This window comes from Pseudoalteromonas sp. Angola-30 (assembly GCF_028599215.1).
GTDB classification, from domain to species: domain Bacteria; phylum Pseudomonadota; class Gammaproteobacteria; order Enterobacterales; family Alteromonadaceae; genus Pseudoalteromonas; species Pseudoalteromonas atlantica.
In genome coordinates this window covers 1-25,340 of sequence record NZ_JAQREI010000001.1, presented here as the reverse complement: position 1 = coordinate 25,340, position 25,340 = coordinate 1, and the positions used below count along the sequence as shown (strand labels likewise).

Genomic DNA, 25,340 nt, shown 5'->3' with positions numbered 1-25,340 from the left:
ATGATGTGTTCCTAATAAAGCTGTTAACTTTAAGGCTTTGAATTCAATTTGGTTTGGGATGGTTAAAAAAACGCCTTCATATATTTAACTTATTGTATTTAAATAAAAATAGTAAAATTAAAACGCGCTTAAAACTAAGCATGAACAGCCTTAAAATCACAAATAACCTTATATATATTTAACTCATAACAAATTAGTTGGTAAATAGTGAATATAGTCCTTGAACTTAGGGCCATGCATACGTTAATTTCTTTATATCAGGTAAAGTAGGAATGAGGAAAGAACATGCAATCGTGGAACCCAAATAGCTGGAGAGAACTGCCAATACTGCAGCAGCCACAGTACCCAGATCAAGAAGAACTGAAAACAGTAGAAAGCCAGTTAAAGAGTGCTCCGCCACTTGTTTTTGCAGAAGAAACAAGAAGCCTCTTTAAGCAATTAGAAGATGTATGTGAAGGTCGTGCATTTTTACTTCAAGGTGGCGACTGTGCCGAATCATTTAGCGACTTTAATGCCGCTAATATTCGCGATACATTTAAAACCATTTTACAAATGGCAGTTGTTTTAACATACGGCGGTAAATGCCCAGTTGTTAAAATTGCACGTATGGCTGGCCAATACGCTAAACCACGCTCTGCAGATTTAGAAACTATTGACGGTGTATCTTTACCATCTTACCGTGGTGATATTGTAAATAGCTTTGAGTTTACAGAAGAAGCACGTATTCCCGATCCACAACGTTTAATGAAGGCATACCACAATAGTGCTGCTACATTAAACTTACTTCGTGCATTTGCACAAGGTGGCTTAGCAGATTTACACCAAGTGAATCGCTGGAACATGGGCTTTGTAGCCGCTAATCCGCAAAAAGAGCGATTCCAACAACTTGCTGACAAAATTCAAGACGCACTTGAATTTATGGAAGTATGTGGCATTAATTCTACTATTGCGCCAAGCCTTAAAGAAACCGACTTATACACGTCTCACGAAGCGTTATTGCTAGGCTATGAAGAAGCACTAACTCGTCGCGATCACCTATCTGGTGACTGGTACGACTGTTCTGCGCACTTTGTGTGGATTGGTGAGCGTACGCGTCAATTAGACCATGCACACATTGAGTTTTTCAAAGGTATTAAAAACCCTATTGGTGTTAAAGTTGGTCCAGGAATGGACCCAGATGACCTAATTCGTTTAATTGATGCAGTAAACCCAGATAACATTCCGGGTCGTTTAACGCTAATTACACGTATGGGTGCCGACGTACTGCCAGAAAAACTTCCAGCACTTGTAAGACGCGTTCAGCAAGAAGGCCGTAAAGTTATTTGGAGCTCGGATCCAATGCACGGTAACACTGAAAAAGCGACATCAGGCTATAAAACGCGTAGCTTCGATAATATCATGCGCGAAATTAGCCAGTTTTTTGCTGTACACAAAGCTGAAGGTTCATACGCAGGTGGTATCCACTTAGAAATGACTGGCCAGCACGTTACAGAGTGTACCGGTGGTGCATACGGTTTATCTGACGATGACCTAGCGCAACGTTACAAAACACAATGTGACCCGCGTCTAAATGCAGACCAAGTATTAGAGGTAGGCTTTTTAGTAGCTGACTTATTAAAAGACGCTCGTAAGTAATAAATAAAAAACTAAAGCCGCATTATGCGGCTTTTTTTAGCAAAACAGTAAATTAGTTGGTTAGTACTTACGTCGTTCAAGGTTACTGTCTATTAGGATTTTTGCAGATATTTCCTCTACAGAATGATGGGTAGAATTAAAGTATGCAATTTTATGTCGCTTATAAAGCATTTCAACTTCACGCACTTCAATTCGGCATTGTCTTATTGATGCGTATTTAGAATTTGCCATACGACGATGCCTAATTGCAGCCAAACGCTCAGGGTCAATAGTTAACCCAAATAACTTATGTTTGTAAGGGAGTAAACATTTAGGTAGTCCCTCACTCTCTAAGTCGTCTTCAGTTATCGGGTAATTTGCAGCCTTAATGCCGTACTGTAAGGCTAAGTACAAGCTTGTTGGTGTTTTACCGCTTCTGCTAACACCTACTAAAATAATATCGGCTTCAGAAAAGTTTTTAATATTTCCGCCATCATCATTCATAAGGGCATAGTTAACCGCATCTATTCTAAAGTCATAACTTTTTTCATGAATAGAGTGGGTACGATGCATTTTTGGCACTGGCGCAACATTAAGCTCTTTTTCTATTTTTTCACTGTAAGTAGACAAAAAATCATACGCGATTGCATCGGCCGATTTAATAATTTCACTTAAGTTGTGATTTACGAAGGTAAAGAATACAAATGGCTTCTCACCTTCTTTTGCAGCAGTTGCGTTTATTAACGCTTTAATTTCATTTGCTTTTTCTTCTGTTTCTACAAAAGGAATAGTTTTATGATTAAATTCAACCGGAAACAACGACAAAGTCGCGTGACCAAACACTTCGGAGGTAATAGCAGTGCCGTCTGATATATAAAAAGCAGTTCTCATAGTTAACCTTTTTATTACGTTTAATACCTAAAATGGCTTACTCACGGTTTACGTGAGGTCTAATGCCAGTGTAGAATGAAGGTGACCTTTATAAAAGGTTTTCTTTCTTAACTCTCACAGTTACAACTACAATTTGTTTTTTGGAGAAAGACCCGTGCAAGAATACGTTCTCTGGTATCAAGAGCTTGGTATGCAAGATGTTCCTCGTGTTGGCGGCAAAAATGCCTCACTGGGTGAAATGATTTCAAACCTCGCTAACGCAGGTGTACAGGTTCCGGGTGGTTTTGCCACTACAGCCGACGCTTTCAATGAGTTTTTAGAGCAATCTGGACTCAATGCAAAAATTCACGACATTTTAGATACACTTGATGTTGATGATGTAAATACACTCGCTAAAGTCGGTGCCGATATCCGTCAATGGATTATCGATACCCCATTCCAACCTAACCTAGACCAAGCCATTCGCGACGCATACAGCCAACTTCATGGCGATACATCAGCCGATGTATCATTTGCAGTACGCTCATCAGCCACCGCTGAAGATATGCCAGATGCATCATTCGCAGGCCAACAAGAAACCTTCCTTAACGTTCGTGGTATCGACTCAGTAATGGTCGCTATTAAACACGTATTTGCTTCTTTATTTAACGACCGCGCCATATCGTACCGTGTTCACCAAGGTTACGATCATCGTGGTGTTGCACTATCTGCTGGTATTCAGCGTATGGTACGTTCAGATAAATCAGCATCAGGTGTTATGTTTAGTATTGATACAGAGTCTGGTTTTGAAGACGTTGTATTTGTTACTTCAAGCTACGGTTTGGGTGAAATGGTTGTACAGGGCGCAGTAAACCCTGATGAATTTTATGTTCATAAACCAACATTACAAAAAGGGTTGCCATCAGTAGTACGTCGTAATATTGGCTCAAAAGCCATTCAAATGATTTACTCAACAGATGAGGCACACGGCAAACAAGTAGAAATTGTTGACGTAGAGCCAAGCCTTTCAAACAAATTTTCAATTACAGATGAAGAAGTGCAAGAACTTGCAAAACAAGCTGTAATAATCGAAAAGCACTACGGTCGTCCTATGGACATCGAATGGGCAAAAGACGGAAACGATGGCAAATTGTACATAGTACAAGCGCGCCCAGAAACCGTTCGCTCAAACGAAGATGCCAATATTATGGAGCGTTTTCAATTAAATGGCACAAGCAATGTAATTGCTGAAGGCCGCGCAATTGGTCATAAAATTGGTAGTGGTGTTGTTCGTGTGCTTGATTCAATTAAAGAAATGGACCAAGTACAAGAAGGCGACATTTTAGTTACCGACATGACCGACCCAGATTGGGAACCTATCATGAAGCGCGCCGCTGCCATTGTTACAAACCGTGGTGGGCGTACGTGTCACGCAGCAATCATTGCCCGTGAACTCGGTATTCCTGCGGTAGTTGGCTGTGGTAACGCAACCGATTTAATTAAAGCAGGCCAAGAAGTAACAGTATCATGTGCTGAAGGCGATACAGGTTACATCTACGAAGGTATTTTAGATTTTGAAATATTAACGTCGCGCGTTGATAAAATGCCAGAACTACCAATGAAAGTGATGATGAACGTAGGTAATCCAGACCGCGCGTTTGACTTTGCACGTTTACCACATGCAGGTGTTGGCCTTGCACGTGTTGAATTTGTAATAAACCGCATGATTGGTGTTCACCCTAAAGCGCTATTAAATTTTGATGCACAATCTCCTGCGTTACAAGCTGAAATCACCGACATTATTGCCGGATACGAATCGCCGGTAGAGTTTTATATCTCTAAATTAGTAGAAGGTATTTCAACGCTAGGCTGTGCCTTTGCACCAGAGCGTGTAATTGTGCGTATGTCTGATTTTAAATCAAACGAATATGCAAACTTAGTAGGTGGTGAGCAGTACGAACCTGAAGAAGAAAACCCAATGATTGGTTTTCGTGGTGCTGCACGTTATATCTCTGAAGACTTCCGTGATTGTTTTGCCCTTGAGTGTGAAGCAATTAAACGCGTAAGAAACACCATGGGTATGACCAACATAGAAATCATGATCCCGTTCGTACGTACCCTTGAAGAGGGTAAACGTGTTATCGAATTACTAGAAGAGCATGGCCTTAAACGTGGTGAAAATGGTCTAAAAGTAATCATGATGTGCGAGCTTCCTTCAAATGCATTACTTGCGGATGAATTTTTAGAGATGTTCGATGGTTTTTCTATCGGCTCTAACGATTTAACTCAGCTAACACTTGGTCTTGACCGTGACTCAGGCCTAATTGCACATTTATTTGATGAGCGTAATCCTGCGATTAAAAAGCTACTTTCTATGGCAATTAAAACCGCTAAAGAAAAGGGCAAGTATGTAGGTATTTGTGGTCAAGGTCCTTCAGATCATGAAGACTTTGCAGCATGGTTAGTAGAGCAGGGCATTGATTCTGTTTCACTAAATCCAGATACAGTACTAGAAACATGGTTATACCTAGCAGACAAACTTGCTAAGTAATCATCAGTATCCGTAACAAATAAAAATGCCAGCTATTAAGCTGGCATTTTTGTATGTGGCATAATTTAGCGTGCTAATTTTTTATCTAAATAATTACACGATTTAGTTAAGGCTTTTTGGCATAGTTTTAAATAATGCCTCGCTTTTGGGTAATAAAACGAAAAGCACAGTAACCCCGCCATAAAAAATATTAGTGACGGGCCTGGAACTACAGCAAAAAATAGCCCCAGCAAAATAAACAACACACCTATGATCTGTAATAGTAATTTTTTCATATAAATCTCTACACATTGGTTTAACTTGATTATAAATACAGAACCTCAAAATACGATAAAAAGAGTGTTACAAACTGTAAAATCTTCAATTTCTATTAGCCATCACCATGATATAATTACACAAATGCCTTAAATTATCGCCGTCATGATAGCAACAATTACACAGCAAGATGCAGCGACCGAGCTTGTCGCAAACTACTTAAGTACACTGAAAAATCAGGGGTTTAGTGGAGACACCGATGCAAGCTATGCAACGCGTTTAACCGCCTCTACCGATAACAGTATTTATCAGCAAATCCCACAAGGTGTTATTTTTCCTAAAACCGAAAAAGACATTCAACTGGCATTGCAAACAGCATCTCGCGACCCATTTTTGTCGCTTACTTTTGGCCCTCGTGGTGGTGGTACAGGTACTAATGGGCAATCACTCACACCAGGAATAGTGGTTGATTTGTCTCGCTACATGCGCGAAATACTCGAAATTAACGTTGAAGAAGGTTGGGTTAGAGTACAAACAGGTGTAATTAAAGATCAATTAAACGACTTTTTAAAACCGTACGGCTTTTTCTTCTCACCCGACTTATCAACCAGTAACCGAGCAACCATTGGCGGAATGATCAGTACTGATGCATCAGGTCAAGGTTCATTAGTGTACGGTAAAACCAGCGACCATGTTTTAGGACTTACTACCTATTTAGTCGATGGCAGCCCAATGGTGACATCACCAATAGACATAGAAAAAGCCAAAGTAATAGCCGAGCAAGAATCATTAATCGGTAGCCTTTACAAAACAGTATTGGAAATTTCTTTAAATGAGCGCCAAGCTATTTTAGACAAGTTTCCTCGCTTAAATCGCTTTTTAACCGGCTATGACCTAGAGCATGTGCTAAGTGATGACTTACAAACTTTTGATATGAGTAGGCTAATTACCGGATCAGAAGGCTCACTAGGTATAGTTACTGAAGCTAAATTAAACCTAACTCCCATAGCCAAATTTAAAACACTGATAAATATTAAATACGACAGTTTTGATTCGGCACTTCGCCACTCTCCCTTTTTAGTTGATGCGCGTGCAACATCGGTAGAAACAGTCGATAGCAAAGTATTAAACCTGGCTCGCGAAGATATTATTTGGCATTCAGTATCGGACTTAATAACCGATGTACCAAATAAAGATATGCAAGGACTCAATATGGTTGAGTTTAATGCAGTATCACCTGAAGATATAAAAGACAAAGTAAACACACTTTGCACATTATTAGATGAATGCGTAGCAAATCAAACCAATGGTGTTATTGGCTATCAATTAACTAGCAGTAAAAGTGACATTTTAAAAATTTATGCAATGCGTAAAAAATCTGTCGGATTACTCGGTAATGTCAAAGGCAGCCAAAAGCCATTGGCCTTTGCTGAAGATACCGCCGTACCGCCAGAAAACTTAGCCGACTACATTGTAGAATTTAGAGCATTACTCGATAGCCATAATTTACAATACGGTATGTTCGGCCATGTTGATGCGGGTGTTTTACATGTACGCCCGGCGCTAGATATGTGCGACCCAGAACAAGAAAAACTGCTTCGTAAAATTTCAGACGAAGTTGTAAAACTCACCGCTAAATACAGCGGCTTAATGTGGGGCGAACATGGTAAAGGTTACCGAAGTGAATACGGCCCTGAGTTTTTTGGCGAGCATTTATTTAAACAACTACGTAAAATAAAAACAGCGTTCGACCCTAATAACAGAATAAACCCTGGGAAAATATGTACTCCTATAGAAAGTGAGGACTCACTAGTTAGTGTAGATGGGCAAAAACGTTCGTACTTCGATAAGCAAATTTCTATCGATGTAAAAACAAGTTTTAACAATGCGATGACCTGTAATGGTAACGGGATTTGTTTTAACTACGACGAAAATTCTCCCATGTGTCCTTCATATAAAGTAACCGGCGATCGCAGGCATTCGCCAAAAGGCCGCGCAACATTAATGCGAGAATGGTTACGACTTCAAGAGACTAAAAATGTAGATTTACTCGAAGTAGAAAAAGAGCTTAACAAAGGCGAAGTTATTACCTGGTGGGAGCGTTTTGTTCATAGCCGTGAAAAAAACAAAGGTGTTTACGATTTTTCTCACGAAGTAAAAGAGTCAATGGATGAATGTTTAGCGTGTAAAGCGTGTACAACATCTTGCCCTATAAAAGTGGATGTACCTACTTTTAGAGCACGCTTTTTAAATTATTATCACAGTTATTACGCGCGCCCACTTAAAGATTATTTAGTCGCTAACATTGAAAGTTCGGCGCCTGTAATGTCTAAATTTGCACGCGTGATCAACCCAATTGTTAAAACAAACTTAGTAAGTAGTTTAATTAAAAAAACAGTAGGGTATATAGATACACCCCAATTAAGTGTGCCTTCACTTGAAAAGCGCGTAGCAAAAGCACATAAATTTGATTTTGAATTATTAAATTCACTTTCAAGCGATGAACAAAATGACTATGTGCTAATAGTGCAAGATCCGTTTACCAGCTTTTACGAAGCCGAGTTAGTCCAAAGTTTTATAACACTTATCACCGCGCTGGGTAAAAAGCCGATGCTATTACCGTTTAAACCTAATGGTAAAGCCCAACACGTAAAAGGGTTTTTGCATGAGTTTAAAGTAACCGCAAAAAATGGCGCAGATTTTTTAAATAAACTCGCTGATATTAATTCGCCTTTGGTTGGTTTAGATGCATCGTTAGTTATGTGTTATCGCGATGAATACAAAACCATTTTAGAAAATAATCGCGGCGAGTTTCATGTACAACTTGCCCATGAATGGTTACAAACTCAATCGTTTAAATCATTATCGGCTAAACAAAAAACTGACACTGAATTTACATTACTGAGCCACTGTACAGAAACAACCGCTTTACCAAAAGCGGCAAGTGTATGGAAAACAATTTTTACTGATATTGGTTTAACCCTAAATACAACCAATACTGGGTGTTGTGGCATGGCCGGTACTTATGGCCATGAAGCACAAAACCAAGAAAATTCCCGTGCACTGTACGAAATGAGTTGGAAACCAATAGTAGATAAAAATAATCCAGAGCAACTTTTATCTACCGGTTTTTCGTGTCGCAGCCAAGTAAAACGTTTTGAGCAATTTAAACCAAAGCACCCAATAGAGTTGCTCGCTCAGGTACTTAGCTAGTAAAAGTTAAAAATAAAAAAGGCGTAACTTAAAAATAAGTTACGCCTTTTTTATTAATACCAATTCGCTTAGTTAAGTGATTTATTTTAAAGCTAAAAAACGTGTTTATACCAAAGCAATAAATTCGCTAATTTTTATAAACGCTATTTATATTTTTTAACGAAGCTATCTGCAATTGGCTTTGTACTTATACCATGTATAAACACGCTAAATAAAATAGTGGTCATTGCAATAGTGGCAATATCGTATTTATTTTCTATTTGCGTGTCTATTACCATTAAAGTAAAAACAATAGATGCCAAACCGCGTGGCCCAAACCATGCAAAAGTAAAACGTTCCTTCCAATTAAGTGCTGTAAATTGTAACGATAACATAACCGGAATTATTCTAATTAATGTAGTGCTTAGTAAGGCATACACAATTATATTTGTATTTAATTTGGGTATTACTAAATACGCACAAACAAATCCAAATAAACACCAAATCATTAACGAAGTAAAATCAGCAATGTGCTCTGAATCTTCTATTAGCTCAGCGCGAATGTCAGTTTTAGAAAATTTATCAAATAACAAACCTGCTATAAACACCGCTATAAACCCGCTGCCATGAAAATATTGTGTGATAGAAAACACCGCCATCGCAAAACCTAAAAGTAAAAATGGGCTGGTGCTTTTTGCAAAGTAATGGCGCTGCATTGCAAAATTTAATGCCGGAATAAATATCGCTATAGAAAAACCAGCAATCAATAATGCTAAGCCAAGCTCTCTTGAAAACACACCTAATGTATGTGAAGCAGTAATAGCAGAGTCAGGGTTTTTAGCTAATAAAATAAAAATTAAAAATACGGGTACACATAAGCCATCGTTTAATCCGCTTTCGGTATTTATACCTTCCCTGATTTTTTCGGGCACTTGTGTACTTTGCAATAACCCTTTACTCAAAGCTGCATCGGTTGGTGTAAGTATAATTGCCAGCAGTGCCGATTGAATTAACGACAACTCTGCAAATAAAAATAAGCTAACACCAATACCGCACAATAAAGTTAAGGGTAGGGCAACGAATAGTAATAGGCTAGGGTATTGAAAACTATGCCTCAATACACCTAACTTAGATTTAGCCGCATCAGAAAATAAAAATATACTTAGCGTTAGCTCTATCAGTGGTAATAAATAATCTATTCCTGTTTTTAATTTTTCGCCTTCATTAGGAAGTAAAAACGCCAAAAACATGCCGCCAATAACAAAAAACATAGGGCCTGTTATTTCTGTGCGCTCTAACTGCCTTATTGAAATTGAATAAACTAAAAATAAAAAACCAATAAATGCTATTACTATGTATTCCATTAAATTTTCCTTTTAACGCCTGATTTTGCTCGCTCTTTAATATTTGTTTGAATGTAAATTTGATCGGTTGTCGCAATTTTTGAATGGCCTAAATCTTCCGATAAATGTTTTAGCGGTCGAGTTTGCGCATCATGTGTTGCACCCGTGTGACGAAGCCAATGGGCTGTGGCCGCTTCAAGTTGTTCTGCATCATCTTTAAACCCGTCATCAAGTAACGATTGCTGAGCTAAATCAAAACTTTGCTGCACTAAACGCCTAATTTGCCTAACGGTCATCCCACCTTGGCCACGAATTTTATGCACCAATGGCTCAGATTCATCAACGCGTGGTAGGGCGGGTAACCCTCTGTATAATCGGTAACGTTTTAAATACTCAACAAAATCATCACTTAACGTAACATCTCGCAACTTATTACCTTTACCCATAATACGTAAAAACCAAAAACCGTCATTATCTTGCCAAAAGTGTGACATAACTGGCGACCACTGCGGGCGCTCTGATAATTCTGATATACGTAAATATAGCCCTTTTAAACACGCGAGCGTAAATAGGTTACGTTCAAGCTCTGGTTTTTTTTCACATAAATCACGTGTTACGCCAAATACATATTCCCATTGTATGTCACTTAAGGTGTCTGGGATCTGAATTTGAGATTGAACTACCAAATAGGGGCTATTTTTTTTCACTACAGGTACAAAGTTAGCAAACGTTTTTTCTTCTAAAATAGAAAACTTATAAAATACATTTAGCGCAGTAAACATAGCCGCTAATGTTTGCTGGCTCGCAATTGAATCTTTTAATATAAAAGGGCGCCAATTTTGATTTAATCGACGAATACCTTGTTCATCTTTGTAACGCCATTGCACCGAAGTTGATGCCCATTTTTTATCTGGCTCAGCCATAAAATCAACATACGCTTCAATGTCTTCGCGCTTTAAACTAAATACAGATTTTTCGGCAATTAGCCAAGACCACAAATAAAATCGTTCAAGCTCATTACGAAAACGATTAAATGTTGCCTCAGATTTTCGGCCGTACACATATAAAAATTGGTATAAAAATTTAAGATCGTCCTTTGATTCAGTTACAGTCAAGCCAACTTGCTGTATAAAGGATGCAAGTTCTGGGTATTCTGAGTTTAGAGTACCGTCGTCAAGATGAGCAATTTGGTATCTTAATTGTTTTAACGTATCAACTAAAGCGACAAGCATAATGTATAAATATTCAATAAAATAATAGACTTACAGTTTAACGTTAAAGTCCGATACTGTCTAGTATTGGACATAGTGAAAGTGTATTTATTTATACATAGTTGTGTATTGGTATAAATCTTATTAAGGAAAGTTTTATGAAAAAATTTATAGTGTTAGGCCTACTTACAATAACTGTATTACTAACAGGTTGTGCTACCACAGGCAGTGCTTCACCTAGCGAAAAACGTGCTTTAGTTCAAAGCATGAAAAACAATACCCTCGACAAATTATATGCACAAAAACCCGATGTTAAAAAACAAATTGCCAATTCTGCCGGTTACGCCGTATTTGATAACGCAAACGTAAATGTCGTTTTAGCTAGTTTTGGTGGCGGGTACGGTGTAGTAAAAAATAACTTAACGGGTAAATCAACCTACATGAATATGGGTGAAGCCGGTTTAGGGCTTGGTTTAGGCGTTAAAGATTTTAACGTTGTTATGGTTTTTCATAACCAAGCGGCAGTAAATAGATTTATTGAACACGGTTGGGCCTTTGGCGGAAACGCAGATGCAGCAGCAAAATACGAAGATAAAGGTGGAGCACTGGTTGCAGAAGCCATTGCCGACCAAGTTACCGTATATTCTTTAACCGAAAATGGCCTTGCACTTCAAGCAGTACTAAAAGGCACTAAATTTTGGGTAGATTCTGAGCTAAATTAACACCTAATTACTCTCCTAAAAGCGGGCTGGTTTGTATAATCACGCTCGCTTTCTTATAAACTAGTTAATTTAACATAACGTAATTTATGGGTTGTGATGAGTTATCTCATACAAAACCTACCTTAACATTACAATATTTGTATACTCAGAAAATGCGTGAAGTTAATAAGACTCTTATAACCAAAAGGCACACCATTATAACTAAAGTGGTGTTACAATGATTGTACATAAGGCAATTACAGGAAGATATTATGGCAGCCCAATCATTAGTATTAAACAAACTCTCAATCCAAAACCAGTTTGGAGAATACGTTAACTCCTCTACTCTAGAATCTAGCAGTATAGTTAGCGGTTATGCTTATAAATTTTTTGATGTTTATTGTCATACATGTACCTCTGAATTCATTGCACATAGAGGTGATGGTTTTAGCGCTACAAGTGGTAGCGAAGGTATTTATAATTTTATGTGCCTATATTGTGGACAACAAGATAATGTAAAATTATCTAAAATAAACTCTCACTTTAGGTTTTAAAGATAAAATATCGTTTAATGATCTACAGTTTAATCTCTCAAATAAAGGGCTTTTTCGCCCTTTCATTTAATGTTACTTTCCGTATTTTATTAGTTTACAGTCAAATATATTTTTTAACTTAATGGCTTCAATTCAATTTTTTGCATTGATAAATTTTTATCAAATGCCTCAGCCAACTTTTCAGTTTCACTAAAAACGGTATTCCAATATTTTATACGTGTGTCTGCATCAAGATCTGTAAAGTCATTTCTGTCTGGAATTTTTCCGTAAGGTAAAGCCGCTATAAATTCTTTTGATGGGGTGATCATCACCACGTTATCGTAATTTTGTGGTGCCACTTTACGTTTTAAATTTTTATCAAACCACCCTGCTTTTGGCTCGCTATTAAAATGCGGATATAAAATTAAGCCTGGGTTATTAATTTTTAAATCAAAGTGGTAGTCAATTATTCCGCCATCGCGATAAATACCGGGTGGCGAGCCTGCAATATTTTTTATGCCTTGCATAACAAGGGGTATAGAGCCTGATGCAAGTAAGGCATCTTTTAAATTTGTTTGGCTAAGTGGTATGTTTTGGGTTTTAAAATTATAACTGTCGGTTATTGATAAATTGCTGTTTGGCGCGCCAAAAATAAATCGCTCGTACTGCGAGCCTAATAATTTTCGGTTAACCCGATTAAGCATATAGCTTTTTGATAAACCTAAAAGCTGTATTAATTTATTTTCACTAGCAATAAAGCCATTCGATTTTGCCACTATAAAATGCGCTTTAAAAATAGGATTATTTAAAATTTCGGTTACGCCATGCTCCCCAAATACATCATCTAATAATGCGCGGGCTTTTAGTGTAATTTCAGCAGGTGTTGGTTTATTACTAGAATAGCGCGTTTGCGAATACGATTTTGCTAAACGCTCAATGGCAGCAACGGGGTCGTTTTGTGCAAAACAGGCTGATCGAAATGCGCCAGCAGAAGAACCAATTAAGTTAAGTGGTTGGGTTCGTTTTTTAAAAAACTCACCAAAAATATATTTGTCTAAGCCAAATAATGTAAACCATTTAGGCCCGCCACTTGCCCCTAAAAAAGAGGTAAATAACTCGGGTTTAAAGCCCTGCTCGTTAATAATTTTTGCTGCTGTTTTACCTGCGTGAATGTCGATCATTAAATCAGTTTACCTTATTATTCTTATATTTTAGTGCTGTTCACATAACCCAAAACCGAATAATTATGCAAAATTAAAAAGCGGTTTTATGTTGCCATAAAACCGCTTTTTATCGTTAAAATTGCTAAAAATACGGGAATCTATCCCAAATGCCGCTTTCGCATTTACCCTGTACTTTAACGTCTTTTACTTTAAATTCGGGCTCTATGCCTTTTTCTCTTTGTGTGTTGTAGTCGCGATTAACAGACAAAATAGTGGGCGTGAGCAATATAATAGCGATTACGTTAACCACTGTCATTAACCCTAATGCTATATCGGCTAAATCCCAGACTTCTTTTAGAGATGCTGATGCGCCCCACAGCATCATTGATAAATAAAGTAATGTATAAATTGTGCGCCCTACTTTGTTATCGAGCTTAAATAAATGCAGGTTACTTTCGGCGTAAGCATAGTTGGCCACTACCGAGGTAAAAGCAAATAAGGTTATGGCTGCCGCAACAAAGTACACACCGCCTTGTGCTAAATGTGCGGTCATGGCGCTTTGGGTTAAACGTATGCCTTCCATTTCGCCGCTTATATCTACATCGGCCAATAAAATAACTACCGCGGTACAGCTACAAAGTACAATTGTATCGAAAAACACGCCAAGCATTTGTATATACCCTTGTGTAACTGGGTGATTAGGCATTGGGCTTGCGCTTGCTGCAGCATGCGGCACACTACCTGCGCCGGCTTCGTTAGAATATAATCCGCGTTGTATACCGTTTTTAATGGCAGCGCCCATTGCTCCTGCGCCGGCTTCTTGTAAACCAAAGGCAGATAAAAACACATCTTTAAGCATGGCAGGCACTTGCGGTAAATTCATAATCGTAATAATAACCGCCGCGGCTACAAATAATATGCCCATTAATGGCACTACTCGCTCAGCAAAGCGAGCAATGGCTTTAAAGCCACCTAATATAATTGAGCCTGCTAATACGGTAATAACTAACCCAGAATAAAAGGTAGGTACTTGAAAAGCATAGTTAAGGGCGTCTGTTATGGTATTGGTTTGCATGGCACTAAAGGTAAAGCCATAACCTAAAAATAAACACGCGGCAAACACAATAGCAAAGGCACGGCTGCCCAAACCTTGTTGAATATAATAGGCGGGGCCGCCTCTAAATTCGCCACTACTATCGCGTACTTTATACACTTGCCCTAATACACTTTCGGCAAAGCCGGTTGCCATCCCGAGTATGGCTATAACCCACATCCAAAATATGGCGCCGCTTCCGCCTAGTGAAATTGCAACAGCGACCCCAGCTAAGTTACCTGTACCTACACGGGCACACAAGCCAGTACACAACGCTTGAAATGATGAAATGTCGTCTTTTTTACACTTGCTACTGCCTTTTAACAGGCTAAACATGTGTTTAAATTTTACTATTTGAATTGCTTTTAAACGTACCGAAAACCAAATACCTGCAAACAGTAGTATGTAGATTAGTATTTGGCCTTCTCCCCATAATAGGCCATTTACACTTTTTACTACGGTATCGAACATGGGCTAATCCTTTTGTATTTATTATGTTTTTACTCAGCGCGCAGTTGAGTAATTGGCATTTAATAATGCATGTTAGCCATAGATTAAGGCAGCTAAGCTGCCTTAGTATGTTGACTTAGTGGTAGGTTATTTACTTTGCAGGTGTATGCCAGCAATCATGCATCTAACCGAACCTCCCGCCGACTCTATGGTTGGTATAGGTAACGGAACAAGTTTAGCTGTTTTTTGTATTGCTGCTTTTTGCTCGGTTGTAAGTGCATTAAACGCCGTTTGTGAGAGTGCTAAAATACGACCATTTGTACCTTGTAACTCTATTGCGTTGCCGCAAAAGCTACTTATTTGCTCATTAGATAAGTTTATTACTTCTAAATGGCTTTGTATAAAATGGCTAGTTAATTGTTTGTGCTGACTATTTGGCACCATATTTAAGCTGATCATGACAAACTCTGTGGCTACACACATTAATACATTAGTATGATAAACCGCAGTGCCTTGCTCATCGTAGGCGTTAAATACAACTGGTTTTAGCTTTAATTGCTCGCACACTGTATTAACCACGGTTTTAGTAGTGCGCTTAGATTCTACTGCATAAGCAAGCTTATGGGGGTGGTCAATAACAAGCGATCCTGTGCCTTCTAAAAATGCATTTTCTTTCGCTAAAAATGAATAATCAGTCACAGACAACACTTTATAGTGATTAGTCAAAAAATCAATAATATCTTTTCGATATTCTAACCTTCTGTTTTCTGCGTACATTGGGTACATAACTAGCTCGCCACTTTGATGGGTAGAAAACCAATTATTTGGAAACACAGAATCGGGCGTGTGTGTATGTTCGTCTTCAAAAAGATGAACCGTTACACCCTCGTTTTGTAATAATTTAACCGCATTAGTGACTTCGTCAAAGGCAAGCTGGCTCTGGTTTTGTGAGTTACAGGTACTTTGAAACGTGTTGTCTAACATGGTTTGTGGGTTAGATGTAAAGTGATGCGGGCGCACCATCACCACCGCTGTTGGTGCTTGCTTTATGAGGCTCATGCGACTTGCTCTTGCTTAGGTGTTTTAGATGTTTGTGTACTATTTAGTACCGAAAATAAATTACGCGGATCAGCTTGTTGTGTAATTAAATCAAGTAGTTCAAACTCACCCGCAGCCACCAGCGCGTCTTTAATATACACCATCGCGGTAAAGTCTTCGCTTGCAAAGCCTACCCCATCAAAAATAGTAAGCTCGTCGTTACTTGTACGCCCAGGTGTTTGTTTATTAATTACTTTATGAAACTCTGTTACGGCAAAGGTTTCGTTCATTTGCTGTATTTCGCCCTCTATTCTGGTTTGCGGTTCGTACTCTACAAACACATTTGCGCGCGTTAATAATTGTGAATCAAGCTCTGTTTTACCAGGGCAATCCCCACCAATGGCATTTAAATGCACGCCCTGGGGGATCATATCGCTGGTTAAAATAGTGGCATTTTTTTTATCGGCTGTGCAGGTGGTAATAATGTGCGCGCCTTGTACGGCTTCTTCTGCGCTATTGCATAGAGTTACATTTAAGCCGTAACCACTTAAGTTGTTGTAGGCTTTTTGTGAGGCATTTTTATCAATATCGTATAAACGAATGTGAGTAATGCCTAATACGGCTTTAAAAGCTAATGCCTGAAACTCAGACTGTGCACCATTACCAATTAATGTAAGCGTTGTTGAGTGCTTAGGCGCTAAGTACTTTGCCACAAGCGCCGATGTAGCCGCTGTACGTAAGGCTGTTAGTAAGCACATTTCGCTGATCATAACCGGATAGCCGCTATCAACATCCGATAAAATACCAAACGCGGCCACGGTTTGAAGTTCCTTAAAGGTGTTTTTTGGATGACCATTTACATATTTACAGCTAAACATTTTACCGTCGCTTACGGGCATAAGCTCTATTACGCCATCAGGAGAGTGCGCTGCATAACGTGGTGATTTATCAAATTCGTCCCAGCGAGCAAAGTCGTGTTCTAATCTTTGGGTAAGCTCAAGCAATACGTTTTCTATTCCGACTTTATTTATAAGTTTGGCCATTGCCTGTACGCTAACAAATGGAACACCTTGTTTAGGTTGTGCGATAAAATGACTCATAAATACCTCTTTAATGACTAAATAAATTAATTGAAATAAGTTTATAGGCCAGAGGTGTTACTTAAAATGCTAAAAGTTTATACAAATAATAGTATTTTTTAGCAAACTGCTATGCAATAAAGTACAAATTTAGTAATTTGTAATAAACACATAATCCAAGGCGTTTTATGACCCCTTACATTTACGACTCATTAGATAACGCATTAATAGCCGAATTACGAAAAGACGGCCGCGCTTCTATTTCAGCCCTAGCCGATGTTTTAAAGGTGTCGCGCGGGACAGTGCAAAATCGCTTAGACCGTTTAGTCTCATCTGGCGCTATATTAGGCTTTACGGTGCGTGTACACGAACACATAGAAACCGAAGCTGTAAGAGCAATAATGATGGTGGAAGTGGTGGGTAAATCTACATCGCAGGTAATTAAAACCATGCGCGGCATACCAGAGCTAACAAAGTTACATACAACCAACGGCGCTTGGGATCTAGTGGCTGAAATACAGGCGGAAAATTTAGGTGAGTTTGATGGCGTACTCAGGCAAGTACGCGAAATAGAAGGCATTTTAAATAGCGAAACCAGTATTTTATTGTCATCTACTTAGGTTTAATTAACGCCATGTTTTACTTAAAGTATTTTAGACAATACTCGGTTTATGTATTAGGTATTGGAGTAGGCAATGAATAAGCTTTCAATTCGGTATTATTCGCAAGATATAAAGCGCCACCAGCACAATTACCATCAACTCGTTTTACCCCTACACGGGGAAATTTTTATAACGTTAAATAATGACTATAAAACAACGGTGAGTACGGGCAGTTGTATCGTTATAGAGAAAAACGTAGTGCATGCCTTTACGGCCGATGAAGCCGCGCGTTTTATTGTGGCAGATTTAGACGCGCTCCCTGAAAACCTTATTAACCTTTTATGCCCTAAAATTTCAATAGATAGCCGTTTATTAAGTTACTTACAGTTTATAGAGCAACAACTGCTCGTTGTTAGCGATGAAAAGCTTACTAATTCAACTTTTGATTTATTTTACTTATTACTTTGTGAGCAAAGCAGCCACAGTAATATTGATAAGCGAATAGATAATGTAATAACCACTGTTAAGCAAAATTTAGCCTACCCCTACACGTTAAAAGAGCTGGCCGATATAGCCTGTTTAAGCGTTACACAATTTAAAACTGTGTTTAAAAAAAGTACCACTATGAGTGCGCTGCAATATTTAACTATGTTGCGAATGCAGCACGCGCGCGCCCTTTTAACCCATTCAGACTTACCGATTGCTTTAGTAGGCGAACGCATTGGTTATAACGATGCCTCTGCGTTTAGCCGCCGGTTTAATGTATATTTTGGACAGCCACCTAAAGCGTTTGCAAAGCAGTAATATAGATAACCTAAACACGAAATAATAAAGCAAGCTCAAGCAGAGCGTAGGTTAAATAGCGTCAGAGCAAACAATAACACCGTCTTTTTAGCATATTTTTAAAAACCTATATTGATACACTCAGTACATAGTATTTACGGAGGGTAATTAATGGCAACACACATAGGGTTTTTAGCAATATTTTCATGGGGGCTTTTAGCATTACTAGGTAATTTAACCAAAGCACTCCCGGCTTTTCAGTTACTTTTTATGTGCTTTGCACTTTCTTTTATTATTTTATTAGTAAAACGTTTTGCTACAAAACAGCCATTATTAACCCCTCCAAAGCTTTCTAAAAAACAAATTGTAATAGGTGTTACCGGCTTATTTGGTTTTCACTTTTGTTATTTTATGGCTTTAAAATACGGTCCTTTAATAGAGGTAAGCTTAATTGTGTACCTTTGGCCATTATTACTGGGTGTATTTGTGGCTACCCCTGGGTCTAAATTTAAAGCAATATTGGGCGGATTACTGGGGTTTTTAGGCACGCTTAGTTTAATTACCGATGGCAGTGGGTTATCTATTAATAGTGAGTATTACTTAGGGTATTTTTTTGCAGGATGCTGCGCTGTATTGTGGTCTAGTTATTCTTATTTAATGTCGCAATTTAATAGCCATGTAGATGACATAGGCTGGCTTTCGCTTATTGTGGCTGTGCTTGCCCTATGTGCACATTCTTATTTTGAAACAACCGTTATTAGTTTGTCTGTTTCACAATGGCTAGCCGTTATTTTATTAGGATTAGGCCCAGTGGGAGGTGCATTTTATTTATGGGATTATGGTTTAAAATTTGGTAACCGCTCGCTATTAGCTTCGTTAAGTTTTTTAACGCCGGTGCTTTCTACTTTTATTTTAATACTCGCCTCGCAGGCTCCCTTTAGTTGGTCAGTGTTTATTGCTTTAGCGCTTATTTTATTAGGCGCGGCGATTAGCAATAAAAAGTCATCGATAAGTTTAAAAAAAGCAGAGCTTTAATTTTTCCTCGGCACTTTACCAACGCTTAAACTTAAGTGGTAATTTAAGTTTAAGCGTTAATACACAGCTACATAGCGTAGCTGTGTGCGTAATCTACTATACGTGCGTTTTGGCTTTTTAAATAAGCGCGGCCTGCTTTTACACCTAGCTTATGATCAAAGCGTAAGTCGTCGTTTGAGCTACCTAATAATTTACTGTGCAGCTTTTCGTCTGCAAAAATTTGTATAATTTCTACATCACTAGGCGGGTTGGCAATAAACGTTAGCTCGTCTAGGTATGCTTGTTCATGTTGAATCAAGTAATCAAGTGTTTTTGGGCAGTAGCCTGATGCACATGCAAATGTTCTAAGCTTTTGAACCCATGCAGTTTGCGCCTGAAAATGCTCATCAACGGTTCTAATTACCACGATTTTTCGTGCGCCACGGTTATAAGCTTCGCGTACAGGCAGTGGCGCAGCTAAGCCGCCATCTAAATAAAAATCTTCACTTGATTGCTCTGCAGCTAAATGCGCTTCGTTTGCCGCTTTTGTACCTAACCAAGGAGTAAGTTTAACGCCTTGTTTATACAAAAAAGGTAATGCGCTCGATGCTTTTAACAAATCTCGCCATTGCTTACCTTCGCCTGTAGGTGAAAGGTAATAGGCTTTTCTGTCGCGTGCATTGGTTGCCGTTATAAGCAGCTCTCGCTCACCTAGGCTGGTTTTTGCTGTTTTAAAATCAAGGGCTCTGTTTACTTCGGTGGTTTTTTCAAAGTACCAGTCTAAATCAACAATGTGCTTACCCATTAAGCCACGCCCTAGTTGAAAAAAGCGTTTGTTACGCGAAAGCCCTCTAATTAAGCGTTTAGCGTAACCTTTTTGACGCGCTAAATAGCTTGTTAAATTTTGCGAGCCGGCAGAGGTGCCAATAAATAAATCAAATGGGTCGTAGTTTTGCTCTAACCATGCATCTAATACACCGGCTGTGAATATCCCTCGTTGTCCGCCACCTTCAGCTATCAGAGCAACTTTTGGCTGCGCTGTATGAGTAACTGAATTAGCCGATGCGGTTGTTAGAGCGTTCACGGTGTACCTTCCTTTATTTTATGATGTTTGGTTAATAACTACATTATAAAAAATAAAAGTGATGTCTTAAAATTGATTGTTTAAATCAGTTTGATTGAAAAAACAGAACGATAAATAATGCAAAATGGGCCTTATCCTTGGCAACCTAAGTATGTTTAATTATCGAAAGTGTTTGTTCAGACATCACTTAAAGTTAATAATTTTGTATTCACTTTTAATGATGTCTACATAGTAGCAAGGCTTGTGTGTACGCTTGCTTAACTAAACACTTCCTTTTTTAATTAATGCTTTATTTCCATTAAAATTTCTAGAGCTCGGTGGCGCTTTTCGCTGTCGTAAACATCGTTGGTAAATATAAACTCATCCACTTCTAGCTCTTTCGCTATCATTTGTAATTTATGTTTTATACTCACATGCCCGCCAACAACGCTTAAGCTTAAAAAGTTTTCTACGTGGGCGCGCTCTTGCTCACTCCATAAACCTTCCATACTCTCTACCGGTGGCTTTAGCCACAGCTCTTTGCCGCGTATTAATTCAAGCACGCGTTGCTTTGAGGTGGTAGATAGGTACTGCGCTTCTTCATCGGTTTCTGCTGCTACCAGCGGTAAGGCAAGCATTACATAGGGTTTATCGAGTACATTTGAGGCTTTAAATTCTCGCTTATATAGCGCAATGGCATCGTGTACAAAACGCGGAGCAAAGTGCCCTGCAAATACATAAGGCAACCCTTTTTGCGCGGCCAATTGGGCGCTAAACAAACTTGAGCCTAATAACCAAAGCGGTACGTTTGTGTCCTCCCCCGGAATAGCACGTATAGGGTGTGTGCCATTGTATGGGCCTAATAATGTTTGCAGCTCTGTTACCTCCCCTGGGAAGTTTTCTGCGCGGCTCATATCATTATTTAGCGCACGGCTAGTTACTGGATCACTACCTGGAGCGCGGCCAAGGCCTAAATCTATTCGTCCAGGGTATAAACTCTCTAACGTACCAAATTGCTCAGCCACAACTAAGGGAGAATGATTCGGCAGCATTATTCCGCCAGAGCCAACACGTATACGCTGAGTTTTACCTGCAATGTGACCTACTAATATTGAGGTGGCAGCACAAATTATACCGGGCATATTGTGATGCTCGGCTAGCCAAAAGCGATTAAACCCTAATTGGTCGGCACGCTGGGCGTATTTAGTGGTTTTATTGAGCGTATGAGAAACGCTCTCCCCCTTGATCATGGGGGCAAGCTCTAATAACGAAAAGGGAATGGAAGATAACAAAATAGCAGCTCCTTAAAATGCATGCTAACAATGGGCTTCATCATCAGCATAAAACACTTAAATGGGTCTGCTATTTATTCAATTCAAGTTAGGTAACGGATAAAAGCAAAATAGCGTTAGGCTGTTTTGCTCTAAGGTATTTATGCAAGCTCAGGGCTTTGCTGGCGCTCTTTTTTATAACCCTCTGAGTCTACGCCTTTTCTCCAATAACCAGAGGAAACTATATTACTGCGCGGTATATTAAAATCCTGGGTAAGTAAGGTTTTTGCTTTGCGCACTAACCCTGCCTCTAATGCCATAAATACAATAGGTGGCTCGTTTGTGTGTGGCAAATTGTTAAGCGCGCTGAGCATATCGGTATCTGGGGTATCTGTAATTAACCAATTAACATCGCGCTGCGTTTGTAAATCAATAATGTCTTGCTCTGTAGGGGCATGCACAAACGCGTCAATTTTTGCGCTGGCGGGTAACTGCTGCATGTACCCTTTTATTGCATTAACTGAGGTTAAATCGCCTAGCAATACATAATGCGGATGCTGGTAATTATCAAGCTTTTTAGGGCCAGGGCCCGCTATGCCAACCTCGTCACCTACTTTTGCAGTTATAGCCCATTGTGTAGCCGGACCTTGGTGCATGTTTATTACAAAGTCGAGCGTTAGCGCGCCCGTTACATCATCCACATCTCTTATTGTGTAAGAGCGCATGCACGCGGTTTTTAAATTAAAATCAACTTTACCATTTTGGGGAATAAGCACTTTTACATAGCTGCCAATATGCGCTTGCGTTAAATCCGAAAACTCATCTGAGCCTACAACAATGCGCTGTAAATGCGGTGTTATTTGTTCAGTACTTAGTACCGTAGCTTTGCGAACTTGTTTACCCATTTAAAATCACCTCGTTTAACAAAATAGTTAACTGCTTTTTAAAGCAAGCATTGCACAACGCCCCGTTGGTTGATAAAATCAACTATAACAAACTAATTGATATTGTCAACCATTAGAGAGCTTATGAACACGCTTTTATCAAATACCCTATTTGAGCTGATGCAAAATTACCGCGTAACAATTCGCGAGGCTATTAACGCAGGCGACCTTGGTATTAATGCTATGCACGTGCGTTGTATACACATTATTGCCAGTACATCTAACTGTACCGCTAACGACATTGTGACTAAAACACAGCGCGACAAAGCCCAAATTGCCCGCTTAATTAAAGATCTCATTGCCTTAAACCTTATTAATAAGCAAGCAAGTGAGCACGACAAACGCTGCTTTATTTTGTCGCTCACCGAACAAGGCAATACATTATTTGATAAGTTATTAGCCTCTGAGCAGCAAATAAATGATCAAATGTGTAAAAACTTAAACCCGCAGCAAATCAAAGACTTTTTAGATACCGCGCAACAAATGATCAAAAACATGGCGTGATCTGTCTTTCATTTCTTGGCATAACTTACACAAAACGCATATACTGTACACTTATACAGTATATGCGTTTTAGGTTGTGTTATGTTTGTTATTCCCGTTTATATAGAAGCTGGTGTGTGTGGGTTTGAATCGCCCGCGGCGCAATACGCTGAGCTCGGTGTTTCTCTTGATGAGCTATTAATAAAGCACCCCGACGCCACCTTTATTGGTATTGCCTCGGGTAATTCCATGCAAGAGGTGGGGATTTTTGAAGGCGACTTACTGCTTGTAGACCGTGCTGAGCAAGCCGATAACGGCGATGTTATTGTTGCTAACTTAAATGGCTTATTTGTGTGTAAGCTATTAGATAAAACCAATGCACGGTTACTCTCTGCATCGCCTCTACATAAGCCGGTACAACTAACCTCAGCTGATGAGTTTCAGTTAGAGGGAGTGGTTACACTATCGATTAGAATGCACCGCCCAAGCCCTGAGCTATTAAAATGTACGCCTTAGTCGATGCCGTTGCATTTTATGCCAGTGCCGAAAAAGTGTTCGACCCCGCTATTCGCTCTAAACCTGTGGTGGTTTTAACTAATAATGATGGCTGCGTATGTGCGGTATGCCCGATAGCTCGGCGCTTAAACATTCCTAAATTTGGCCCTTACTTTAAAGTTAAGCACCTGCTTGAACAACACAAGGTGGTTGTACGTTCGAGTAACTATGAGTTGTACGCCGATTTAAGCGCCAAAATGATGAACGTAATTGGCCGCTTTTGCGACACACAATACATATACAGTATTGATGAGTCGTTTTTGCACTTTAATGGCTACACACCCCTTATACAAAACTGGCACGAGTACGGGCATACAATAAGGCGCACCGTTTGGCGCGAAACTAAACTCCCTGTGGGTGTTGGTTTTGGCCCAACCCCTACTTTGGCAAAAGCAGCTAACCATGCAGCTAAAAAGCTAAGCGGGTTTGATGGGGTGGCCGTTATAAATAACGAGCAAAGCCGCCAAGCAATTTTACAAAGAATGAGCTGCGCCGATGTATGGGGCATAGGTAAGCGCCTAGCTAAAAAGCTTAATATAATGAACATACATACCGCGTGGGATCTGGCACAGCAAAACCCTAAAACCATGCGCCGCGCATTTAGTGTGGTGGTAGAGCGTACCGTAAGTGAGCTAAATGGTGTAGCGTGCTTAACATGGGACGATGTACGCCAAGATAAGCGAGAAATATATTCTACTCGCAGCTTTGGTGAGCGGATCAGTGAGCCTACTGCACTTAAAACCGCCCTTATTAACCACGTAACCACGGTTGCCAGTAAACTACGAGGGCAGCGCTCATTAGCAAAACAGCTTTATATATTTGCCGCCACTGGCAAACACGAAGACCGCTATTGTAAAAAGTCGTTTATATATAAATTTGCCACCCCCACTAACGATACCTGCGTAATGGCCAATGCAGTATCAGAAGTATTTACTCATATTTACCAGCCAGGTGTACGGTTTTATAAATGTGGTGTAGGCGCTTTAGAGCTTACCTCGGTGCAGTATCAGCAAACTGATTTATTTAGCCAAAGTGCCGATAACCCTAAATTAATGCAGTGTCTTGATACAATAAACAACCGCTACGGAAAAGGCATACTCACCCTAGCCAGCAGCAAACTAAATCAAGGCTGGCATATGAACAGAGATTACTTATCGCCCCAATACACAACGCGCTGGCACGATATACCGCAAATTCATTGTAAGTAAGTTAATCAACCTGCCTTGTAAATGTGCACTCTACTGCGGGGGTATTCTGCGTATATTTGAGCGTTGTAACACTGGTAAACTTAATGCTTTGTCTGATAGTTTTTTCGTTATTGGGGTCAATACAGCGGCTCATTTTTAAGCTGTTATCAACACCATCACTTTTGTATTTATACGAGCTAGTTACAAAACAAAAATTTGGCTTTTTAGTTGTACGGGTGCCGTTGTGTAAACTTTCAAACGCAATATGCTCGCCTAATTTAAAACCCGCGTCTGGGTAAACTGGGTTAATTAAACTCAACTGACTATCCACACACAGTGGGGAGT

23 protein-coding genes are annotated in these 25,340 nt (G+C 39.4%); 11 read left to right on the top strand and 12 right to left on the bottom strand.

Annotation, left to right across the window (positions count from 1 at the left end; genetic code table 11):
• The first annotated feature begins 285 nt into the window (after positions 1-285).
• Positions 286-1,635, top strand: a complete 1,350-nt coding sequence (locus tag PSH54_RS00115; protein ID WP_024032363.1) for a class II 3-deoxy-7-phosphoheptulonate synthase — start codon at positions 286-288, stop codon at positions 1,633-1,635.
• A gap of 60 nt (positions 1,636-1,695) precedes the next feature.
• Here the strand turns inward: PSH54_RS00115 and ppsR are convergent, their stop codons facing one another.
• Positions 1,696-2,505 carry a posphoenolpyruvate synthetase regulatory kinase/phosphorylase PpsR gene (gene ppsR, locus PSH54_RS00110; protein WP_004586305.1) on the bottom strand — a complete coding sequence of 270 codons (810 nt, stop codon included), beginning with the start codon at positions 2,503-2,505 and terminating at the stop codon, positions 1,696-1,698.
• A 154-nt stretch (positions 2,506-2,659) separates the two neighbouring features.
• Here ppsR and ppsA point away from each other — a divergent pair, with 154 nt between their 5' ends.
• On the top strand, positions 2,660-5,035 hold the full coding sequence (gene ppsA, locus PSH54_RS00105; RefSeq protein ID WP_054981983.1) for a phosphoenolpyruvate synthase: 2,376 nt from the start codon (positions 2,660-2,662) through the stop codon (positions 5,033-5,035).
• 65 nt (positions 5,036-5,100) lie between these two features.
• On the opposite strand, the gene PSH54_RS00100 is transcribed toward ppsA, so the two are convergent.
• A complete protein-coding gene (locus PSH54_RS00100; RefSeq protein ID WP_154945509.1) occupies positions 5,101-5,310 on the bottom strand; it encodes a PGPGW domain-containing protein in 210 nt (69 codons plus the stop codon).
• 145 nt (positions 5,311-5,455) lie between these two features.
• Between PSH54_RS00100 and ydiJ the strand changes: the two genes are divergently transcribed.
• Positions 5,456-8,503 (top strand): D-2-hydroxyglutarate dehydrogenase YdiJ, encoded by a 3,048-nt coding sequence (gene ydiJ, locus PSH54_RS00095; protein ID WP_273605125.1) that lies wholly within the window; start codon positions 5,456-5,458, stop codon positions 8,501-8,503.
• Positions 8,504-8,646: 143 nt separating this feature from the next.
• Here ydiJ and PSH54_RS00090 read toward each other — a convergent pair whose 3' ends face one another.
• Together PSH54_RS00090 and PSH54_RS00085 are read right to left on the bottom strand one after the other, a co-directional pair.
• On the bottom strand, positions 8,647-9,846 hold the full coding sequence (locus PSH54_RS00090; RefSeq protein ID WP_273605123.1) for a cation:proton antiporter: 1,200 nt from the start codon (positions 9,844-9,846) through the stop codon (positions 8,647-8,649).
• Positions 9,846-11,057 (bottom strand): tyrosine-type recombinase/integrase, encoded by a 1,212-nt coding sequence (locus PSH54_RS00085; RefSeq protein WP_024032368.1) that lies wholly within the window; start codon positions 11,055-11,057, stop codon positions 9,846-9,848. Before PSH54_RS00085 ends, PSH54_RS00090 begins: the two co-directional genes overlap by 1 nt.
• Before the next feature lie 137 nt (positions 11,058-11,194).
• Here PSH54_RS00085 and PSH54_RS00080 point away from each other — a divergent pair, with 137 nt between their 5' ends.
• A complete protein-coding gene (locus PSH54_RS00080; protein WP_256846496.1) occupies positions 11,195-11,758 on the top strand; it encodes a YSC84-related protein in 564 nt (187 codons plus the stop codon).
• A 251-nt stretch (positions 11,759-12,009) separates the two neighbouring features.
• Complete coding sequence (locus PSH54_RS00075) at positions 12,010-12,291, top strand: hypothetical protein (protein ID WP_273605122.1); 282 nt, start codon at positions 12,010-12,012, stop codon at positions 12,289-12,291.
• Positions 12,292-12,404: 113 nt separating this feature from the next.
• On the opposite strand, the gene PSH54_RS00070 is transcribed toward PSH54_RS00075, so the two are convergent.
• The 4 genes from PSH54_RS00070 to PSH54_RS00055 form a co-directional block, all read right to left on the bottom strand.
• Complete coding sequence (locus PSH54_RS00070; protein ID WP_273605121.1) at positions 12,405-13,451, bottom strand: patatin-like phospholipase family protein; 1,047 nt, start codon at positions 13,449-13,451, stop codon at positions 12,405-12,407.
• 124 nt (positions 13,452-13,575) lie between these two features.
• Entirely contained in the window at positions 13,576-14,997 is a 1,422-nt protein-coding gene (locus tag PSH54_RS00065; RefSeq protein WP_273605120.1) for an alanine/glycine:cation symporter family protein, read from the bottom strand.
• A 126-nt stretch (positions 14,998-15,123) separates the two neighbouring features.
• Complete coding sequence (gene ctlX, locus PSH54_RS00060; protein WP_273605119.1) at positions 15,124-16,035, bottom strand: citrulline utilization hydrolase CtlX; 912 nt, start codon at positions 16,033-16,035, stop codon at positions 15,124-15,126.
• Positions 16,032-17,114 (bottom strand): ornithine cyclodeaminase, encoded by a 1,083-nt coding sequence (locus tag PSH54_RS00055; protein ID WP_273605118.1) that lies wholly within the window; start codon positions 17,112-17,114, stop codon positions 16,032-16,034. Before PSH54_RS00055 ends, ctlX begins: the two co-directional genes overlap by 4 nt.
• 167 nt (positions 17,115-17,281) lie before the next feature.
• Here PSH54_RS00055 and PSH54_RS00050 point away from each other — a divergent pair, with 167 nt between their 5' ends.
• From PSH54_RS00050 to PSH54_RS00040, 3 genes are all read left to right on the top strand, one after another.
• The gene (locus PSH54_RS00050) at positions 17,282-17,713 is read left to right on the top strand and encodes an Lrp/AsnC family transcriptional regulator (RefSeq protein ID WP_256846491.1); all 432 of its coding nucleotides are present in this window, start codon (positions 17,282-17,284) and stop codon (positions 17,711-17,713) included.
• A gap of 75 nt (positions 17,714-17,788) precedes the next feature.
• On the top strand, positions 17,789-18,499 hold the full coding sequence (locus PSH54_RS00045) for an AraC family transcriptional regulator (RefSeq protein WP_273605117.1): 711 nt from the start codon (positions 17,789-17,791) through the stop codon (positions 18,497-18,499).
• A 150-nt stretch (positions 18,500-18,649) separates the two neighbouring features.
• Complete coding sequence (locus tag PSH54_RS00040; RefSeq protein ID WP_273605116.1) at positions 18,650-19,513, top strand: DMT family transporter; 864 nt, start codon at positions 18,650-18,652, stop codon at positions 19,511-19,513.
• Between the two features lie 67 nt (positions 19,514-19,580).
• Here PSH54_RS00040 and PSH54_RS00035 read toward each other — a convergent pair whose 3' ends face one another.
• The 3 genes from PSH54_RS00035 to PSH54_RS00025 form a co-directional block, all read right to left on the bottom strand.
• Positions 19,581-20,576, bottom strand: a complete 996-nt coding sequence (locus PSH54_RS00035) for a patatin-like phospholipase family protein (protein WP_029772994.1) — start codon at positions 20,574-20,576, stop codon at positions 19,581-19,583.
• A gap of 281 nt (positions 20,577-20,857) precedes the next feature.
• Positions 20,858-21,847, bottom strand: coding sequence for an LLM class flavin-dependent oxidoreductase (locus tag PSH54_RS00030; RefSeq protein ID WP_273605115.1), 990 nt, complete (start codon positions 21,845-21,847; stop codon positions 20,858-20,860).
• Positions 21,848-21,987: 140 nt separating this feature from the next.
• On the bottom strand, positions 21,988-22,731 hold the full coding sequence (locus tag PSH54_RS00025; protein WP_273605114.1) for a siderophore-interacting protein: 744 nt from the start codon (positions 22,729-22,731) through the stop codon (positions 21,988-21,990).
• 123 nt (positions 22,732-22,854) lie between these two features.
• Here PSH54_RS00025 and PSH54_RS00020 point away from each other — a divergent pair, with 123 nt between their 5' ends.
• The 3 genes from PSH54_RS00020 (at position 22,855) to PSH54_RS00010 (ending at position 25,016) form a co-directional block, all read left to right on the top strand.
• Positions 22,855-23,274, top strand: coding sequence for a MarR family winged helix-turn-helix transcriptional regulator (locus tag PSH54_RS00020; RefSeq protein WP_004586326.1), 420 nt, complete (start codon positions 22,855-22,857; stop codon positions 23,272-23,274).
• 81 nt (positions 23,275-23,355) lie between these two features.
• Entirely contained in the window at positions 23,356-23,769 is a 414-nt protein-coding gene (locus tag PSH54_RS00015) for a S24 family peptidase (RefSeq protein ID WP_004586327.1), read from the top strand.
• Positions 23,757-25,016 (top strand): Y-family DNA polymerase, encoded by a 1,260-nt coding sequence (locus PSH54_RS00010; RefSeq protein WP_096043006.1) that lies wholly within the window; start codon positions 23,757-23,759, stop codon positions 25,014-25,016. Before PSH54_RS00015 ends, PSH54_RS00010 begins: the two co-directional genes overlap by 13 nt.
• A gap of 1 nt (position 25,017) precedes the next feature.
• Here the strand turns inward: PSH54_RS00010 and PSH54_RS00005 are convergent.
• Positions 25,018-25,340 (bottom strand): hypothetical protein (locus tag PSH54_RS00005; protein ID WP_273605113.1); only part of this gene is annotated, 323 nt, incomplete at its 5' end.

Bases quoted from the DNA above. Each gene is read 5' to 3' on its own strand.
- PSH54_RS00055 (WP_273605118.1), bottom strand. From the start codon at position 17,114: ATGAGTCATTTTATCGCACAACCTAAACAAGGTGTTCCATTTGTTAGC.
- PSH54_RS00070 (WP_273605121.1), bottom strand. From the start codon at position 13,451: ATGATCGACATTCACGCAGGTAAAACAGCAGCAAAAATTATTAACGAG.
- PSH54_RS00075 (WP_273605122.1), top strand. From the start codon at position 12,010: ATGGCAGCCCAATCATTAGTATTAAACAAACTCTCAATCCAAAACCAG.
- PSH54_RS00115 (WP_024032363.1), top strand. From the start codon at position 286: ATGCAATCGTGGAACCCAAATAGCTGGAGAGAACTGCCAATACTGCAG.
- PSH54_RS00020 (WP_004586326.1), top strand. From the start codon at position 22,855: ATGAACACGCTTTTATCAAATACCCTATTTGAGCTGATGCAAAATTAC.
- PSH54_RS00015 (WP_004586327.1), top strand. From the start codon at position 23,356: ATGTTTGTTATTCCCGTTTATATAGAAGCTGGTGTGTGTGGGTTTGAA.
- ctlX (WP_273605119.1), bottom strand. From the start codon at position 16,035: ATGAGCCTCATAAAGCAAGCACCAACAGCGGTGGTGATGGTGCGCCCG.
- PSH54_RS00010 (WP_096043006.1), top strand. From the start codon at position 23,757: ATGTACGCCTTAGTCGATGCCGTTGCATTTTATGCCAGTGCCGAAAAA.
- ydiJ (WP_273605125.1), top strand. From the start codon at position 5,456: ATGATAGCAACAATTACACAGCAAGATGCAGCGACCGAGCTTGTCGCA.
- PSH54_RS00050 (WP_256846491.1), top strand. From the start codon at position 17,282: ATGACCCCTTACATTTACGACTCATTAGATAACGCATTAATAGCCGAA.
- ppsR (WP_004586305.1), bottom strand. From the start codon at position 2,505: ATGAGAACTGCTTTTTATATATCAGACGGCACTGCTATTACCTCCGAA.
- PSH54_RS00065 (WP_273605120.1), bottom strand. From the start codon at position 14,997: ATGTTCGATACCGTAGTAAAAAGTGTAAATGGCCTATTATGGGGAGAA.
- PSH54_RS00090 (WP_273605123.1), bottom strand. From the start codon at position 9,846: ATGGAATACATAGTAATAGCATTTATTGGTTTTTTATTTTTAGTTTAT.
- PSH54_RS00085 (WP_024032368.1), bottom strand. From the start codon at position 11,057: ATGCTTGTCGCTTTAGTTGATACGTTAAAACAATTAAGATACCAAATT.
- PSH54_RS00045 (WP_273605117.1), top strand. From the start codon at position 17,789: ATGAATAAGCTTTCAATTCGGTATTATTCGCAAGATATAAAGCGCCAC.
- PSH54_RS00080 (WP_256846496.1), top strand. From the start codon at position 11,195: ATGAAAAAATTTATAGTGTTAGGCCTACTTACAATAACTGTATTACTA.
- PSH54_RS00100 (WP_154945509.1), bottom strand. From the start codon at position 5,310: ATGAAAAAATTACTATTACAGATCATAGGTGTGTTGTTTATTTTGCTG.
- PSH54_RS00025 (WP_273605114.1), bottom strand. From the start codon at position 22,731: ATGGGTAAACAAGTTCGCAAAGCTACGGTACTAAGTACTGAACAAATA.
- PSH54_RS00040 (WP_273605116.1), top strand. From the start codon at position 18,650: ATGGCAACACACATAGGGTTTTTAGCAATATTTTCATGGGGGCTTTTA.